We start from the raw sequence: 16,576 nt of genomic DNA, 5'->3' as shown, positions 1-16,576 counted from the left end.
CGTGGGGAGGGAAAGTAGTGAAGCCAATTAGGGTGAAAGTAAAAAATTTGAACAGGGAGGATTTCTTTCCCAGGGGTACGTCATTAGCTGAAATCGCCAAATTTTATCAGGAAGAGTTCACCTCACCCATCATGGCTGCACGGATGAACAATGCTATGGCAGAATTGATAAAAAGAGTGAACGAAGATGTTGAGATCGAATTTGTAGATCTCAGAGATACGGATGGATTGAGGATCTACACTAGAGGAATACTATTCATTCTGTTTATGGCCGTAAGGCAGCTATACGGGAAGGTGAAGCTTTATGTCCACCATTCCCTCGGTTCCGGTCTGGTATGCGAAGTATCCGGTATAAAAGAAGTAATAGACCTAAAAGCCATTGAAGAAGAGATGAAAAAGATTGTGGAGAAAGACCTCCCCTTCATCAAGGAAACCATCAACAAATTTGAAGCGATAAAACTATTTTCCGAGGACAATCAGAGAGAAAAAGCCATACTTTTCAAATACAGAAAAAAGAGCACGGTGAATATCTACCGTTGCGGTGAGTACTTCAACTACTATTATGGGTACATGCCCCCGTCAACCGGTAATCTTAAATGGTTTGAACTATTCCCTTATAAACAAAAGTATTTCATACTGAATCTCCCCACCACTCACTCACCTACAAAAGTACCTGAATTCTCCGATCGACCAAAACTCGCCTCGGTATTTATGGAACACGAAAACTGGGGAAAAATTCTCGGAGTGAAGACTGTAGGTGAATTGAACAGTATAATAGCATCTGGGGATGCCGAAATAGCTGAACTGATCCGAATCGCTGAGGCTTTACATGAAAAGAAAATCGCAAATATAGCCGATATGATCAGCCGAAGAAAGGGGACCAGACTGATATTAATAGCGGGTCCCTCGAGTTCTGGGAAAACGACTTTTTCTAAACGATTAATGCTTCACCTGAAAGTACTGGGTTATCGTCCAATACAGATATCTCTCGATGATTATTTCGTTGACCGTGAAAAAACACCAAGAGATGAAAACGGAAACTACGATTTTGAATCTATACACGCCCTGGACCTCGAATTGTTCAACCAGCAGATGAACCAACTTATGGAGGGAAAAGAAGTATACCTCTCGAGCTTCAATTTCAAGACCGGTAAAAGGGGCTTTAGAGAGACACCAACGAAAATAGACGAAGATCAGCCAATTATCGTCGAAGGCATACATGGATTGAACGAGCTTCTCAGTAGTAGCATAACTTCCGAAAAAAAGTTTAAGATATATGTAAGCGCACTAACTCAGATGAACCTTGATGATATGAACAGGATTCCAACAACGGATGTCAGATTACTAAGGAGAATCGTGAGAGATTATCGTTATCGTGGGCACAGTGCCCTTGATACAATAAGAATGTGGGAAAGCGTTCGCAACGGCGAAGAAAAGTATATTTTTCCCTATCAAGAGCAAGCCGACGTGATGTTTAATTCCGCTTTAATATATGAGCTTGCTGTACTCAAAATGTTCGCTGAACCTTTATTGCTACAGATAGATAATACAAAACCTGAATTTTCTGAAGCAAAACGATTACTTCGATTTATCGACTATTTCCTGCCTGTTACGGCAATGGAAGAGATACCCAAGACATCCATCTTGAGAGAGTTTATTGGCGGGAGCACGTTCAGATATTAACGCGAAAGGAGAATAGGTGCATGGAGGAAATTTCTAAAGAGGACCTGATAAAACGACTGAAAAGGATCGAGGGACAGGTTCGCGGACTCCAGCGCATGATCGAGGAAGAGCGCGACTGCAGTGATATATTGATACAGGTCTCCGCCGTTGTTTCAGCCTTATCAAAGGTCTCAGAACTCACAGCCAAGAGCTATGCTCATAAGTGCATTCTAGAAATGAACGAAAAAGGAGATGTTTCTGAACTGGATGCTCTCATAGAAAGTATAATCAAACTCAGGAGGTTCTAAAATTGATAAAATCCGGGGATAGAGTCCTCGTACTTACCGATGATGATTCGCGTTATTTAATAACCTTGAAAGAAGGCGGGATATTTGGTACCCACCTTGGTAACATACTGCATGAAGAGATCATTGGGAAAGAGTATGGGGATGTCATAAAGATCGGTAGAAGCTTGGCATATTTGCTGAAGCCCGGCATCGTAGACCACATATTCACCCTCAACAGACGAACGCAGATCGTCTATCCCAAAGATATGGGCTTTATCATATTAATGCTTGATATAAAAGACGGCGATCTGGTGATCGAATGTGGAGCGGGGAGCGGTTCAATGACAGGCGCTTTTGCAAGGTTCGTTGGACCGAATGGAAGGGTCGTTTCTTACGAGAGAAGAGAAAAATTCATGGAGCGTGCAAGGGAGAATGTCAGCCGTCTCGGGTTAGAGAAACGGGTAACCTTCAAGTTGAAAGACATCGAAGAGGGAATCGACGAAACAAATGCTGACGCTTTTTTCCTCGATATTCCAGAGCCCGTACCACATCTAAAAAACGTCCTCAATTCCCTCAAAGGTGGGGGAAGGTTTTGTGTCCTTTGTCCTACGACAAATCAGGTTCAGGACGTTCTTGAAGCCCTGAAAGAACTGGGGGCAGTGGATGTAGAAGTGTGGGAAATTTTCGTTAGAAAGATGAAGACAAATCCAAAGAGGTTTAGACCAGAGGACAGAATGGTCGGCCATACTGCCTATTTGATCTTTGGTGTGAAAGTCTCTAGAGGAGGCGAGATTGGATGAAAAACAGAAAAGTCATTAAAATCCTTGCCATAATGGCAATAATAGTCAGTGTATTCGTTTTTGGCGCGTTTAAAAGTCTGAAATATGACGAGATGCTATCGAAATTCCAACCCGTTTTTGAGATACTAAACTACGTTCAAAAGGCTTATTATGATGTAGAAAAGGTCGATTACGACAAAATACTCAATGAAACGCTCAAGGGGGTTATGAAGGGACTTGATGATCCATTTGCATGGTATTTTACGCCCGTCCAGACCACTGAAAACGAGATAGAAACAAAATCGGAATATGGTGGCATAGGCGCCGTGGTTCAATACAACACGGAATACGACTGTCTTGAAGTTGTAGCACCCATGGTGGATAGTCCAGCTGAAGAAGCTGGTTTGCTCACAGGAGACCTCATTTTCGAAATAGATGGACACCTTGTTTCCGAAACGGGTTATTACGAATCAGTGAATCTGCTCCGGGGCACTCCAGGCACGGAAGTAACAGTAAAAGTGATGAGAAAGGGATTCGAAGAGCCTTTGACAATAACAATTACCAGAGCAAAAATCAAAATCAAAACAGTGAAGTATTCGAGCATTGACTACAATGGCTGGGACATCGGTTATGTGAGGATAACGCAGTTCAGCAATCCGACCTATGAGGAATTTCAGAAGGCACTTTACAGCCTTATCGGCTTTGACGCTTTCATCATTGACTTGCGAAACAACCCAGGAGGGCTCTTGAGCAGTGTATTGAGAATTGCGAGCCTTATTCTACCAGAAGGGAAAACTGTGATCACCATAAGAGATAGGAACGGTTCAGAAGAAGTTTACAGATCCTGGGGCGGCTATTTTAGCGATCTGCTTAAAGACAAACCAATAGTCGTTCTTGTTAACGGTGGTAGTGCTTCGGCTTCAGAGATTCTCACAGGTGCACTAAAGGATCACGGCGTTGCGACTGTCGTCGGAACAAAGACCTTTGGAAAGGCCGCGGTACAGACAGTCTACAACTTATCAAACGGTGGGGAAATTTGGCTTCCAACCGCTCATTACCTCACGCCAAACGGTTCTGATATTCACCTGAAGGGTATTGAACCGGACATCACGGTAGAAGCAACTATCAGTACCAATAGCAGTAGTGAATTGACAGTTTCAAAAGTCGAGCTCGATCCAGAATCCGATGTGCAGCTGAAAAAAGCTTTAGAAGTTATTGAGGAAAAGCTAAAACTAAAATGACATGCGTTTTACCGGATATGTACTCATTTTTGCCGTTTTAGCCCTCGTTTTTGGCACGGTGGTTCTCTTTCAAACGGATTTGAACCAGAAAGAAATTTTTATACGAAGAGTCCCAGCTCCGGTCTTTAAAGTCGAATCCGTTTTTTATACGCCATTACGAAATGCTGCAAACAAGCTCAAAGCGTTATCAAACGCAAGTGCGGTAATTGAAAGTTCAAAACAGCTGGGGCTTGGACCATGGACGTATATCGTCAAATCCAGAAAGCTGGGTATACTATCAACGAATTATTCGCAGTATGAAAAGCTCGCCCTCTATGCACGAATGGAAACAGGACTGAATGTTGAAAGTCAGAAGGTGTATTCGTTTCTTTTCGGAAAACGGCGTTTAATAGAAGAAATCCGGGACTATGGTTCCTTTTTCATAAGGTATACAGCGGGATATTGTCTAATTTCAACTGAAGAATACAGTGAGTACCAGGAAGGGGAGCTAAAGCTGAGCAATGTATTTGAGTTAACAGATAAGAACGTGGGATATTTCATTTATAATATCATCAACGGTAATGGATCGGTGGCTGTGTGTGATGATGTTGAGCTTTCTCAAAAAGTGGCTTCTATCCTGGATAGCCATGGGCTAGTCAGAATGCCACTTCGCTTTTTTCTAACGACAAAAAACACGGTGAGATGAGATGGAGCTGATTTTTGATACTGTTTTTCTACCTAAAAAGGCTTTTTTGAGAGCTGATAGAAGAGCATTATGGCTTTTACCCCTGATATCAGGAGCGTTTGTGGTAACTTTTTTTCCCATGTTTTCGATGTTCAGCAAAGCTATGGGAACGTCTTTCGGTGTTAGATTGGCTATTATGGTTGCCCTGGCTCCTATAATCTACATTTTTGCAATCAGCACGGTTTATAAGAGGGTGTTCAATGACGCCCTTTTTTATTCCATACTTTTGTGCTATGTTCCATACCTGTTCACACCACTTACCTTATTGACAAATGAGCGGCAGTTTTACATCCTTCTCCCAATTGGGTTCTGGTCGTTGGTATTAGAGTGGGTCGCATTAAAAGTAAAAGGGGGATTGCAACTAAAAGCTCTGTTATTGCCTTTGACATTTAAAATGGCCAGAACGGCTTTGCTCATCTGGCTATTATTTGTGTGGTGATCCAATGAGAAAGTTCGCTGCTTTTGTTGTCAATTACAAACTGCCCATAATCGCCGTCTTTTTATTCCTGACGGTTATCGGAGGTTATTATGCCAGCAAGCTGGTCGTAAATTCTGATCTGATGAAAATTCTTCCGCCCGACGATCCGGTGATAAAACGATATAGAGAGTTTATGCGGAACTCTAGCACAGGTGATATAACTTATGTGGTGCTTCAGACCGATGAAAAGAATGAAAAAGGTGTCGAAAAACTGAAAAGGGCAGCCAAAGAGCTGTTTTCTTCTTCAAAAGATTTTCCATATATCGAAGGCTTCGTGAAATTCGACTATCTCTCGGAACTGGGTGCACTGGGTATGGTGCTCGTAGATCCGGAAAAGATACCATCATTCGATAGTGTTCTCAACATCTCCAGTGACCTAGAAAAGCTCCTCAATTACGAGTTTACTGCCATACACAATGCGGGACTCTCTTTTTGGCATTTGATGAACATGTACAGAGAGATAAGCAACCCAGGCACCAGTAGAGATTATGAAAGCTATATAAGACTTCCTGACGAATTTCCAGAAAACGACCCGATGATTCTTATTATGGGATTGAAATTAAACGGTGCTTCTGCTGACATAGATTATGTGTTAAAGGTAATACCAGAATTAAAAGCGTGGATAGAAAGCAGATTGGAACCCTTTGACATTAAGTACAGTCTAACGGGAGACCATTTTGGCACTTATGAATCCTACAAACAAGCTAATAGGGACTTCACTGTAACTACCATTATTTCATTACTCGGAATTGCTCTGCTTTTCTATTCCGCATATTCTAGCGTAAAAATCACGCTCTACATCTTCGTTTCTCTGATTGTGGCCATGCTTATAACTCTGGGAATTGCATATCTTATTTTCGGGGAGCTCAACATAGTAACGACATTCGTAAATGCCATCACGCTTGGATTGGGGATAGATTATGGCATTCACATAATCACCCGGCTATCGGACGAATCTAAGCGAAACAAGATTCAGCGTACGATACTGGCAAGCACTTATAGAGCCATTACAAAACCACTCCTTGTAAGTATGATCACTACTGCGCTGGTCTTCGTAATCCTTGCACTCATCGATGCTCCGGCAGTTAGAGAATTGGGAGTCCTCACTTCTATAGGCATAACAGTCTTCTTTGCCGTGATGTATATCTTTTTGCCAGCTCTGGCATTGAGCAGTATCAGCAAAGGTGGGGCGTCTGCGAAAATCCATTCCCTCGATAAATTCTTCTATTATATAGCAGGGTCAGTGCGAAAGTTTAGGCGACTGTCATTGACTGCTGTGATTCTCTTCCTGTTGATTATGAGCTATCTGGGGATCTCAAACCTGAACAATTTTTCCTACACTCCCCCTGGGCTGATGGCAGAAAAGTCAGAAATGCTTTCAACGTTGAGTTTGATTGAACGCGTATTCAAAGCGAGTATTGCAAATACTGTACCTTTCATCGTAAAAGCCGACGACATGAAAGACGTTTACGAAAAACTCAAAGATAATCCTTATATTGGGAACCTGTTTTCATTGCTCGATATAGTCCAGGGCGATGAAGAGGAATATTTTTCCCAGTTCAAATCTCTGATCAAGAAGATAAACTCTTTCAGAGGATCGCCGGTTCTGGAAACCCTTTTGAGAAAAGCGAGGTATTATGATACCCTTATTGAGCTCATCGACAAATCACAAAACATCAATGATCCCGATGAACTCATTAACTTTGTAGCTGCAAACCTACCACCCTCATTGAAGAAGCAACTTATTTACGAAGCACCCGATGGTGAAAAGTATTTTATAATTAAAGCAGAACCAAAAGACCGGATATACAGGAATAATGTGATAAAGATCTTGTTTGACAGTCTTGGTGAACTTAAAAAGTATGTCGGTGGTTATCCACAGGTATTTTATTACCTGATGGACACGATAAGAGGCATTTCAATACCCATTTCTTTGATTGCCATGGTGCTGGTCTTTCTCGTGGTGCTCACCGACAGGAAGAATATCAGTGACAGCATCAAATTACTCATTCTCATGTTTGGTATACTCATTGCCATGTTCGGTCTCATGGAACTTCTTGGTATCGATACAACGTTCATAACTATAATTTCAGCTCCTCTTATAATAGGCATCGGTGTGGATAGCCTCGTGCATATGATACACAGTTCTACAGTCAAAAATACCTATGAAACTGCGAGAACACTCAAATCGGTGGCCATGTCTTCAGCGACTACAATACTCGCCTTTTTCAGCTTTGCTTTTGCACAAGGAAGGCTATTGAGAGACTTTGGACTCAGCATGGCTGCTGGCGTGTTTGTCGCTCTGGTTGTTGCCACCATGGCTGTCCCTGTGTTACCATGGAAGGAAAAGACCAGGACAGGAGGTTGAAGTTGGATGCCATTGCATTTGCTCGTTGTTTATTTAGTAGCAGATCATGCTTTTGTGAACAGTTACAAGCTGAAAGATCTCGAAAGGCTTAATTTCTGGAAGCATTTTATTTGGGCAGCACTTGTTTTTTTGGCCTTTACGTTTGATTCGCTCCTGACAAGCTCACTCGGTATTCTTTTATTTTCCTTCGCTATCGCGGGAGAATTGGGAATCCTCTATATGAGAAAGAGCCTCCCTGACGATCTCATTGAGATAATTGCCGTTGGATATTTTTTGATACTCTCTTTTCTAAGCAGAAACTACTTCAAGGATTCTTACATTACCCCTCAGTTTTGCTGGTATTTACTGGGAATGTTGCTTGTCACAGTAGGTGTGACTTATTTCTTCAGAAAAGGCATTGTTACAAAAGAGGAAAAGGATTCCGTAGGGATTTCAGAAAGACTGGCACTATATATTTTCACCTTCGCGGGTCTTTTTGAGTGGCTGGCGATAGTGACGCTTGCAGGATTTCTCTATCGCCTCTTCTTCTCAAAGACCAGCAAATGGGAATGGGTCTTGAGTCCCATATTCGGGATAGGCATTTCTATTGTGTGGCTGTTTGTTATGAAGGGGGTTTTTTGAACGTTATACGCGATAGGGGATATTCACGGTTGTTTTAAGTCCCTCAGAGCCCTGATTAGAAAAATCAGGCCGCAAAAGAAAGACAGGTTCGTCTTTCTCGGTGACTATATTGACAGAGGTCCACAGTCCCGAGAAGTAGTAGACTTTCTGATAAACTTCTCAACTAAATATGATTGTGTGTTCCTGAGAGGAAATCATGAAGCAATGCTTCTGGATTATCTACATGGAGGTCCTTGGGGAAAATATTGGGAACTGAACGGTATGGAAGCAACATTGCGTAGCTATGGCGGACTGGAGGGTATTCCTGAAAACCACATTCAGTTTTTTGAAAACACAAAACTCTACCACACAGATTCTGGTTATCTCTTTGTTCACGCTGGAATAAGACCAGGTATACCTCTTGAAATGCAAAAAAGTGAAGACCTTCTCTGGATTAGAGAGGATTTTATTTATTACGAAAGACCCTTCAAAAAAGGAACAGTAATCTTCGGGCATACGCCCAACTACCGGGCACCTCTAATTCTCGAGGGGAAAATAGGCATAGATACAGGATGCGTATTTGGTGGGAGTTTAACAGCTCTCAGAGTAGATGACATGAAATTTTTCTCCGTCGATTGCGCAGAGACCAAGCCCCAATCACGTTATTGACACCAACTTTAAGGCGTGTTAGAATGAAAGAGTAGGTGGAGAGGTGGCCGAGCGGCCGAAGGCGCTTGCCTGCTAAGCAAGTGAGGGTTTTTTACCCTCCGAGGGTTCGAATCCCTCCCTCTCCGCCATTTTCGTGTGCCCGTAGCTCAGCTGGATAGAGCGCTAGACTGCGGATCTGGAGGCCGGGCGTTCAAATCGCCCCGGGCACGCCAAAACAGCCGCTTGGCGGCTGTTTTTTTGTGCAAATTTTAGTCAACACTTCAAAACTACTGAAGATTTATGTTAGTATACATCCGAATACTTATTAGTGGGGTGTAAAATGATTGTCAGAATGCTAAGGATCAGAAATGGAATTTCACAGGAGAAACTCGCTGAAAAATTAGGAATCAGTAGAAGTACCTTATCAAGGATCGAGAACGGAAGAACGAGACTCACGGATTTCTTCCTCGCGGACGCCATCGCGGCAATTTTTGAGGTACCGGTAGAAGAACTCTTTCCAGATTTCGCTTTAAAGAGAAAGTCTCCGCCTTTTTACCATCGCAAGGAGGGTAAGTGCATTGGAAATGCTGGTATATGCAAGGCTGAAGAAGAGAATAACTCAAAAAGAGCTATCAGAAATGATCGGGAGGAATCCCGGTTATATATCAGCCGTGGAACGCGGAAAGCTGATCCCACCCTTCCCAATAGCCGATGAGCTCGCAAGAATTCTGGAATTACCCGTGGAAATAGCGTTTCCCGATTACTCCAGAAAATCCCTTTTACCTAAATGGTCAGAGCTCATGTACCTCAGGTCACTCGGTATTGACGTCTCTCCATATGCCGTGCTGCTTACCTTGTAAAAAAATCCCCGCTTAGCGGGGATTTTTACCACTGTGTAAGAATTATATAGAAGAGTTGCGCATATATCCTCGCCATCATCAACAGATCATCGATAAGTATCCGTTCATCAGGCTGGTGCTCCGTTTCTTCACGTCCGGGAAACAAAGGACCAAAAGCCACAGCGTTGGGAACAGCTCTGGCATAAGTTCCGCCACCTATGGTATGAAGTTGGGCCTTTTCCCCAGTAACGTTTTCGTAGATATCCACAAGGAGCTTTACGAGCTCGCTGTCCGGAGACATATAAAGGGGATCGTGATGATGTTCTCTAACGACTTCCAAACCTTTCAGAGCTTCTTCGACCTGCATTTTTATTCTCTCTTCATTGAAGAACACCGGATATCTGATATTGATTACCCCTTCAACCTTTTCGGCGTTAAGGCGCAGTGTACCAAAGTTGACAGTAAGAGGTCCAGACATTTTGTCATAGCCGGCTATTCCAAGGGAGGTTCCGTCGGTTTCGTAGCCTATTTTAGAAGCCACCGTTTTCACGAATTCCTGGAGCCCTGCCCTCGAAAGTTCGAGCTTCTCGAGGAAGTCGAGTAGCGCTGAAATGGCGTTCACACCCATTTCAGGTTTGGATCCATGAGCTGAAACGCCCTTCACAAATATCGCCAACGTATCGTTGTTCCTTTCCCACCTGATAGTCGCTTTATTTTCAGGCACAAAACTTTCAAGAACCGCTAACAGCTGGTCAACATCCCCTTTAATGACAGCCGTAGCATCTGCGGCCACCATGTTTGACGCCTCTCCACCTTTAAGTTCAATTATTTCAAAACCTTTCTTTTTCTCTCCTGTTCTTTTAGAAAATCTATAGTTCACAATACCTTTCTCTGCATAGATGAGGGTAAACGTTGCATCAGGAGTTACAGACATTTCCGGTACTTCTTCCCGTTCCAGATAATAAGTAATGCCACCCCAGCCTGATTCTTCATTTGTTCCGAATATTATCCTTATCCTATTTTTAGGATCAACACCAGCGTCTTTTACAGCCTTAAGAGCGTACAGCGCAGCGATCGTCGGTCCTTTGTCATCCACGACACCGCGCCCGAAAATGTAGCCGTCTTTGATAACACCACCATAAGGATCCACGCTCCAGCCAGTTCCTTCAGGCACTACGTCGAGATGGCCCAGAACACCGAAGAGCTTGCCAGAGTTACCGTATTGCACGTGCCCTGCATAATTGTCCACATTTTTGACCACAAAGCCAAGCCTTTCCCCCAACTTCAAAGCTTCTTCGAGGGCCTTTTTGACATTGATCCCAAAAGGGGCTTCCTTTTCAGGTTCACCCTGGACGGATGGGATTTTTACCAACTCTAAAATCGCTTCAATCATTTCCTCCTTAAGTGACATAAGGGCATCGTCAACTCTTTTGTTCATTGGAGCACCTCCTGATGTCATTTTTCAATATTTTAATAGTTCACGCACTTTTTGTGAATCACCTCTGTGGCATAGAAGTATACCTTCGTCAGTGACGACTAGAATGGCATCTTCTACAGAAGCAATTCTAACACTCCGATACGTTGTGTTGAAAAGGAGCGAATTCTTCACGTCATGAAGAACGAATTCACCTCTGATTACATTCCCGCTCGCATCTTTTTCTTCAAGCTCATAAACGGAATCCCAGCTTCCAACATCGTTCCAGTAAAAATTTCCGGGAATGACGAGCACGTTATCCGCCTTTTCCATTATTCCATAGTCAATTGATACTGATGGAAAGTTTTCGTAAACCTCTTCAAGGCTTTTTGCTTTCGCTTTCAGCTCTTCAAGGCCATGATAGATTTCAGGAAGATGAAGTCGGAGGGCACGATCGAAGACTTCTTTCCTCCAGATGAACATACCGGAATTCCAGTAGAAGTTACCCGCCTTCAAATATTCTTGCGCCTTTTTGAAGTCGGGTTTTTCATGAAACCTTTTGACACGGTAGCTACCCCTTTCCGGATTATGACTCTCACCCCGCTCAATATAACCGTATCCAGTGTGAGGCCTGGTGGGCGTGATACCGATTGTAATGAGTGCATCAGATTCCACCGCCTCTTCGATTGCTCTGGTAATGGTCCTTCTGAAACTCTCTAAATCACGAATGATATGGTCAGAAGGAAAGATGACCATAATATCTCCCGGTTCATAGTAAAGGCTTCCCAGCGCAATTGCCGGGGCAGTATTTTTGCCGAAAGGTTCTGTAAGAAGAGTGATTTTCTCCTCTTCCTCTTTTCCAATCATTTGATTGAAAATATTTATCTGTTCTTTTGTTGTAATTATGTGCACTTCATCTACAAGTGTTTTCAAACGTTCCATAGTCTGTATTACAAGAGGCTTTGAATCTCCAAAAGAATGAAATTGCTTGGGCCTTTTTCTGGTGCTTAGAGGCCACAATCTCTCCCCGATTCCTCCAGCCATGATGAGAGCTTTCACCATAAAAACACCCCCAAAAAGAGAATTCCCACTTTACATTTTGCGTTAATTTGTAGTAAAATTTCATAGCATACCTGGTAGGTGATCATTTATTGAAAAAAATCTATTTCATCAACATAATTTTAATAGCTATTTCCGCTCTGCTGGCTCTGGGACTCATCAACATGGTGGAAGAATTCACGTTTTCAGTTCGAATTCTTCCATTGCTGGTGTTCTTTGTTTTAACAGATCTCGTGCCTATCAAGACAAAACAGCTTCGCTTGATCACCAATTTTGCCGGAATGGTACCCCTTTTAATCTTTTGGAACCCCTATTTAGCACCATTTGCAGCTTTTCTCACCGCAATAAAAAAAGGTAGTTACAGTGAGCACAAAACTCAGAGAAAGCTATTCCGGGTCTTGCATAATTTCATAATGTATGCTTCTGGAGTATATTTTACCAGTTGGGATGGTAATCCTTATCTTTCCCTTCTATATTTCACCTCGATAGCCAAATTGTCGAGCATCGTTACAGGGGATATTTTGAATCAATATGTAAACGGAAGAAAACTTGCCTTCGAAAACCTTTTAGTTAACCTCATCGAAGCCTCCTATTTTTTCTTCCTCGCGATTATTGGTGGCATGTTGTGGAGCCTGCATTTAGCCGGTATGGCGTTCGAAGCGGGACTTACTTTTATGCTTTTCCCTCTGACGCTGATGGTCGTATGGATAATTGCTGGCTTCCTGAGAGCAAACGAGGAAGCGAAAAACAGTCTTTCCAGATTGAGGTCGATAAGGTCAAAGCTGGCAAAGACTCTTGAATTGATCTCAATAGTCAGATCAGAAAGTGACATAGAGAAAACACTGACTGATGTAGCCAACATCATCCGGGAGTCTATCGGGTACAAATACGTTATAATTAATCTTTTCGATGATGCAAACAATGCCATCCTCCGAATAGCTCAAGCCGGAATTCCAGAGGAGGAATTTAAGAAAATGCGAGAAAACCCACCGCCACTGGAATATTTCGATCAAGTGCGCGATGAAAAATACAGAGTCAGCAGATCATATTTCATGCCGGAGAGCTCTAAATTGCTCGACACAACCTATTCTTTCATGGGACATTATGATGAGCTACTCGAAGCTCAAGCTGAATGGCGACCGGATGATATACTTGTAATTCCCATTTACAAAGGCGAAAATATCGTTGGCTACATTTCCGTGGATGCACCTTTTGACGGCAGAAGGCCTCAATACGAAGACATAGAGATCCTCGAGATCGTAGCGGATCAGGTATTGCGGATCATCGAAGAATCGGAGAGATTCAGAGAAATCTTGATGGCAAGCAAGCTCGACCACGCAACGGGATTGTATACTCATACGGAGTTCTATTCGATTCTTGAGAGTGTGATCAAAGCGAACAGGCCTTTCAGCCTTATCATGATAGATCTTGATAACTTCAAAGAGATCAACGATAATTTTGGACACATAGTTGGAGACAGAGCAATCCAAGAAGTAGCCGAAGTAATAAAAAGCAGTCTAAGAAAGGGAGACTTTGCTGCCCGTTACGGTGGCGACGAGTTCGCTATTATTGTTGCAGAAGCATCAAAGAGTAACACTATCCAGATCGCTCGTAGAATGAACGACAAACTCAAGAAACTGCGGCTCAAAGAAAAAGACCGGAAAATAGAGATTTCATGGAGCATGGGAATAGCTAACTTCCCGATAGATGGAGAGACACCTTCAGAAATCGTCGAGAAGGCAGACAACGCCCTCTACGCTGCCAAGAGGTCTGGTAAGAACAGGATCTATGCTATTTAGACAGCCATCTTTCTATAATATCCAGTATTTTCGGATCATACTTTCCACTTTTTTTCATCTTTTCTATGGGCTTAGGAATCCCTTTCTCATACTTCTCTTCAAAATATGCTATTACCGCACTCGCTATCCTCACCCTCAAAGAAATCCCCTCGCCTTTTAAGCCATCGGGAAAACCTGTTCCATCATAGGCTTCGTGGTGGTGTTTTATTATATCTTTTGCCAGAGGTGAGAGTCCCATAATTTTTCCGATTCTCTCACCCGCAAGGGTATGTCTTCTCGTTTCAAAAGCGATTTCGTTTTTTTTGCGGCCTTCTTCAATGAGACCTATATCGTGCAGCATTATACCAATTTGGAGCGCGTTAAACTCCTCTTCACTCTTGATCCCGAATTCTTGAGCGATGAATTTTGCGAGTTCAATCATTTCTTCCATATGTGAACCCGCGGGATGGACATTTTCTTCAATGAGGGTACCGAAAGTCTTGAGAATATTCAGAATGTTTTTTTCGCACATTTCCTTTTCAAAGTTCAGAGAGGCTGATAGCCGCGCACTGTGTTGTTTTAAATTTTCAATCTCTTTAGCACTCGCTGAAACTTCCTCACGCAACTTCCTGATTTTTTCTTCAACTGCTTTCACTTCTTCGGGAACAGATTCAGGTACTTCTTTTTCATGGAGAATATGATCCAACGACAATCGAAGATTTTTTATCTGTTCTTCCTGGTTTCTCAAATATGACTTGAAGAAACTGGAACTGATCAAAAACGCTACGATTAAGCCAAACAATGCAAGGATAAAGTGCCAGGGAACAAGAGTTCCGAAGTACAAGGTATAATCTCCGTTCAGTATTATCTTTACAATATAGTATATTTTTCCGTTCTCAAAAAAGAGCCAATTGAGTTGTCTGGTGTGTTTATTGCTGGATAAGACGATATTAGTATTTCTATCAACAACAAACCATATTTTGTGTTTAAAAGTTACTTCTTTTGATATTAGTTTCTCCGGTATTTCCACAAATTCCGTTTTCCCATCTATGCTTATTGTCAATTTCACAGAATCATCACTTACAAATATCCCCGGACTTATCGCAAAGGAGCGGTCTCCTATCAAGCGCGATACGGGGATACCTTCAACTCTTCCCTCAACTACCTCTGACCGAAAAACATCCTTTGAACTGTATGCCAGAAGATATATCGTTTTTTGGAACATCTGTTCGAAATCCCGGGCATGATTCGTAGCCAGAACATGAAACATGAACAGAGCAGAAGTCAGCAGAGCAACAAGCACCAATGTGCAAAAAACTCTAAAAGAATTACTCTCCAAAAGTCATCATCTCCTTCAATGCGATTACAGAAGTATCCTTATTCACATAATAACCTCGGAGTTCGACAAAACCATCCATTCCCTGAAAAGTAAATCCATCGAGTTTGTTGAACGTCGTGTGCAAATCGTGGCCATAGCGCTGAAACAGCTCTTTGACAAAAATCAACGCATTATAAGTACCAACAAAATCCATAGTTTTTTTATAACAAAGTGGTTTTGCAACGTGGCTGAATGCCTTCAATTCACGAATGAGTTCACCATCGAAAAGAAAAAGCTTTTTGTCGAGAGCGTAATCAGAAGCGTAGAGATGGCCGTTGTAGCCCAGTTCTTCAAGTTTTGATATTACGTAGCCCGTCAGGAGCCCTGGAGCAACGAAAAGTACTCCAGAAAAGTTCAGTGCACTTCTTAGATAGTTGATATTTATCTCTTCGGGGTTTGAAGCACGTACAGAGGTTACAGTACCTGGAAAACTCTCAATTAACATTTCTATGAAGGGATCAACATAAGTTCTGTTGTAATTGTCAGCGAAAACGAAGAGTTCTGTCACCCCATCTTGTTTCATGGAATCTACGAGCTTCTTGACCTGAATTCGATCAGGAATAGACATAGTGATAATGCGCCCATCTTTACCAACCACGGCCGCGGATGTGACAGTCGGTGAAATCGCATAAAGATCGTACTTCTGGAGAAATGGTAGAATAGCGCTGGCTTCTTCGCTATAAGAAGGTCCGATGATTATTTTCACACCCTCTTCCTTTAACTCCGCAAAAACTTCATCCATGTTTCCAGAATCCAATCTAACTTTCAGGAGTTTGAGATTTACAGGGTTGTCTGCCATAAACGCATCAGCGGCTTCAGATACTTCGAGCAAGTCGCCGTAAATGAGCGCAATTTTTACCGTTCTCGTTTCGCTGTAGATGAAGAGAGACGCGAAAAGAGAGACAACAATAATTGCAATCATTAACAGTATTATCTTATGCATAGAACTCAAAGATACCACCCCGAATGGTCTTCATCGTGTTATTATATCTAATGACTTAAACTATATGAGCTTTTTATTATAGCATTTTTACTTAAAATTATATTTATATCTTTATAAAGGTGGATTTTACTTTCACTCCCTGCACCTGGCCAAGCTTTCCTGTGAGAGCACCGATTTCGTCCGTAGTTCCGTCGACTATCACAGAGATGAGCGAGATGTTCTTTTCCCTTATTGGGAGTCCCATTCTACCGAGTATTATGCCGGCAAACTCGTGAAGGATTTCGTTCACAACCAGGTAATTCTCTCTGTCAAGTACTGTGATGGCCACAATCCCTACTTTTCTGTCCATACATACACCTCCAGAACTATATTAGCAGAT

General features: G+C 42.4%; 17 protein-coding genes and 2 tRNA genes. 14 read left to right on the top strand and 5 right to left on the bottom strand.

Annotated elements, in window-relative coordinates; all coding sequences use genetic code 11:
* The first annotated feature begins 17 nt into the window (after positions 1-17).
* The 13 genes from IX53_RS07105 to IX53_RS10780 all read left to right on the top strand — a co-directional run bounded on the left by IX53_RS07105 (position 18) and on the right by IX53_RS10780 (position 9,646).
* Entirely contained in the window at positions 18-1,682 is a 1,665-nt protein-coding gene (locus IX53_RS07105) for a nucleoside kinase (protein ID WP_047754758.1), read from the top strand.
* A gap of 20 nt (positions 1,683-1,702) precedes the next feature.
* On the top strand, positions 1,703-1,969 hold the full coding sequence (locus tag IX53_RS07100) for a metal-sensitive transcriptional regulator (protein WP_047754757.1): 267 nt from the start codon (positions 1,703-1,705) through the stop codon (positions 1,967-1,969).
* A gap of 2 nt (positions 1,970-1,971) precedes the next feature.
* Positions 1,972-2,748 carry a tRNA (adenine-N1)-methyltransferase gene (locus IX53_RS07095; protein ID WP_047754756.1) on the top strand — a complete coding sequence of 259 codons (777 nt, stop codon included), beginning with the start codon at positions 1,972-1,974 and terminating at the stop codon, positions 2,746-2,748.
* Positions 2,745-3,968: a S41 family peptidase gene (locus IX53_RS07090; protein WP_047754755.1), complete on the top strand. Its 1,224-nt coding sequence runs from the start codon at positions 2,745-2,747 to the stop codon at positions 3,966-3,968. The genes IX53_RS07095 and IX53_RS07090 overlap by 4 nt, the downstream gene beginning before the upstream one ends.
* 79 nt (positions 3,969-4,047) lie before the next feature.
* A complete protein-coding gene (locus tag IX53_RS07085; RefSeq protein WP_169746208.1) occupies positions 4,048-4,653 on the top strand; it encodes a hypothetical protein in 606 nt (201 codons plus the stop codon).
* A gap of 1 nt (position 4,654) precedes the next feature.
* On the top strand, positions 4,655-5,131 hold the full coding sequence (locus tag IX53_RS07080) for a hypothetical protein (protein WP_047754753.1): 477 nt from the start codon (positions 4,655-4,657) through the stop codon (positions 5,129-5,131).
* Between the two features lie 4 nt (positions 5,132-5,135).
* Positions 5,136-7,538 carry an efflux RND transporter permease subunit gene (locus IX53_RS07075; RefSeq protein ID WP_047754752.1) on the top strand — a complete coding sequence of 801 codons (2,403 nt, stop codon included), beginning with the start codon at positions 5,136-5,138 and terminating at the stop codon, positions 7,536-7,538.
* 6 nt (positions 7,539-7,544) lie between these two features.
* Positions 7,545-8,159, top strand: coding sequence for a hypothetical protein (locus IX53_RS07070; protein ID WP_047754751.1), 615 nt, complete (start codon positions 7,545-7,547; stop codon positions 8,157-8,159).
* 12 nt (positions 8,160-8,171) lie between these two features.
* Positions 8,172-8,807, top strand: coding sequence for a metallophosphoesterase family protein (locus IX53_RS07065; RefSeq protein WP_047754750.1), 636 nt, complete (start codon positions 8,172-8,174; stop codon positions 8,805-8,807).
* 37 nt (positions 8,808-8,844) lie between these two features.
* A tRNA-Ser gene (locus tag IX53_RS07060) sits at positions 8,845-8,935 on the top strand.
* A 7-nt stretch (positions 8,936-8,942) separates the two neighbouring features.
* A tRNA-Arg gene (locus IX53_RS07055) sits at positions 8,943-9,019 on the top strand.
* Positions 9,020-9,126: 107 nt separating this feature from the next.
* On the top strand, positions 9,127-9,501 hold the full coding sequence (locus IX53_RS11225) for a helix-turn-helix transcriptional regulator (protein ID WP_053001237.1): 375 nt from the start codon (positions 9,127-9,129) through the stop codon (positions 9,499-9,501).
* Positions 9,389-9,646, top strand: coding sequence for a helix-turn-helix transcriptional regulator (locus IX53_RS10780; protein ID WP_350494753.1), 258 nt, complete (start codon positions 9,389-9,391; stop codon positions 9,644-9,646). The genes IX53_RS11225 and IX53_RS10780 overlap by 113 nt, the downstream gene beginning before the upstream one ends.
* A gap of 25 nt (positions 9,647-9,671) precedes the next feature.
* Here the strand turns inward: IX53_RS10780 and pepV are convergent, their stop codons facing one another.
* Both pepV and IX53_RS07040 read right to left on the bottom strand, forming a co-directional pair.
* On the bottom strand, positions 9,672-11,063 hold the full coding sequence (pepV, locus tag IX53_RS07045; RefSeq protein ID WP_047754749.1) for a dipeptidase PepV: 1,392 nt from the start codon (positions 11,061-11,063) through the stop codon (positions 9,672-9,674).
* A gap of 24 nt (positions 11,064-11,087) precedes the next feature.
* On the bottom strand, positions 11,088-12,101 hold the full coding sequence (locus IX53_RS07040) for a mannose-1-phosphate guanylyltransferase (RefSeq protein ID WP_047754748.1): 1,014 nt from the start codon (positions 12,099-12,101) through the stop codon (positions 11,088-11,090).
* Positions 12,102-12,190: 89 nt separating this feature from the next.
* On the opposite strand from IX53_RS07040, the gene IX53_RS10575 reads away from it, so the two are divergent.
* Positions 12,191-13,897 (top strand): GGDEF domain-containing protein, encoded by a 1,707-nt coding sequence (locus IX53_RS10575; RefSeq protein WP_053001236.1) that lies wholly within the window; start codon positions 12,191-12,193, stop codon positions 13,895-13,897.
* On the opposite strand, the gene IX53_RS07030 is transcribed toward IX53_RS10575, so the two are convergent.
* The 3 genes from IX53_RS07030 to IX53_RS07020 all read right to left on the bottom strand — a co-directional run bounded on the left by IX53_RS07030 (position 13,890) and on the right by IX53_RS07020 (position 16,546).
* A complete protein-coding gene (locus IX53_RS07030; protein ID WP_047754747.1) occupies positions 13,890-15,215 on the bottom strand; it encodes an HD-GYP domain-containing protein in 1,326 nt (441 codons plus the stop codon). The genes IX53_RS10575 and IX53_RS07030 overlap by 8 nt on opposite strands.
* Positions 15,205-16,197: a type 1 periplasmic-binding domain-containing protein gene (locus tag IX53_RS07025; RefSeq protein ID WP_218916054.1), complete on the bottom strand. Its 993-nt coding sequence runs from the start codon at positions 16,195-16,197 to the stop codon at positions 15,205-15,207. The genes IX53_RS07030 and IX53_RS07025 overlap by 11 nt, the downstream gene beginning before the upstream one ends.
* Before the next feature lie 103 nt (positions 16,198-16,300).
* Positions 16,301-16,546 carry a TM1266 family iron-only hydrogenase system putative regulator gene (locus IX53_RS07020; protein ID WP_047754745.1) on the bottom strand — a complete coding sequence of 82 codons (246 nt, stop codon included), beginning with the start codon at positions 16,544-16,546 and terminating at the stop codon, positions 16,301-16,303.
* Positions 16,547-16,576 lie beyond the last annotated feature (30 nt).

Source organism: Kosmotoga pacifica, assembly GCF_001027025.1.
GTDB classification, from domain to species: Bacteria; Thermotogota; Thermotogae; order Petrotogales; family Kosmotogaceae; genus Kosmotoga_B; species Kosmotoga_B pacifica.
This window is presented reverse-complemented; position numbering and strand designations above follow the sequence as displayed.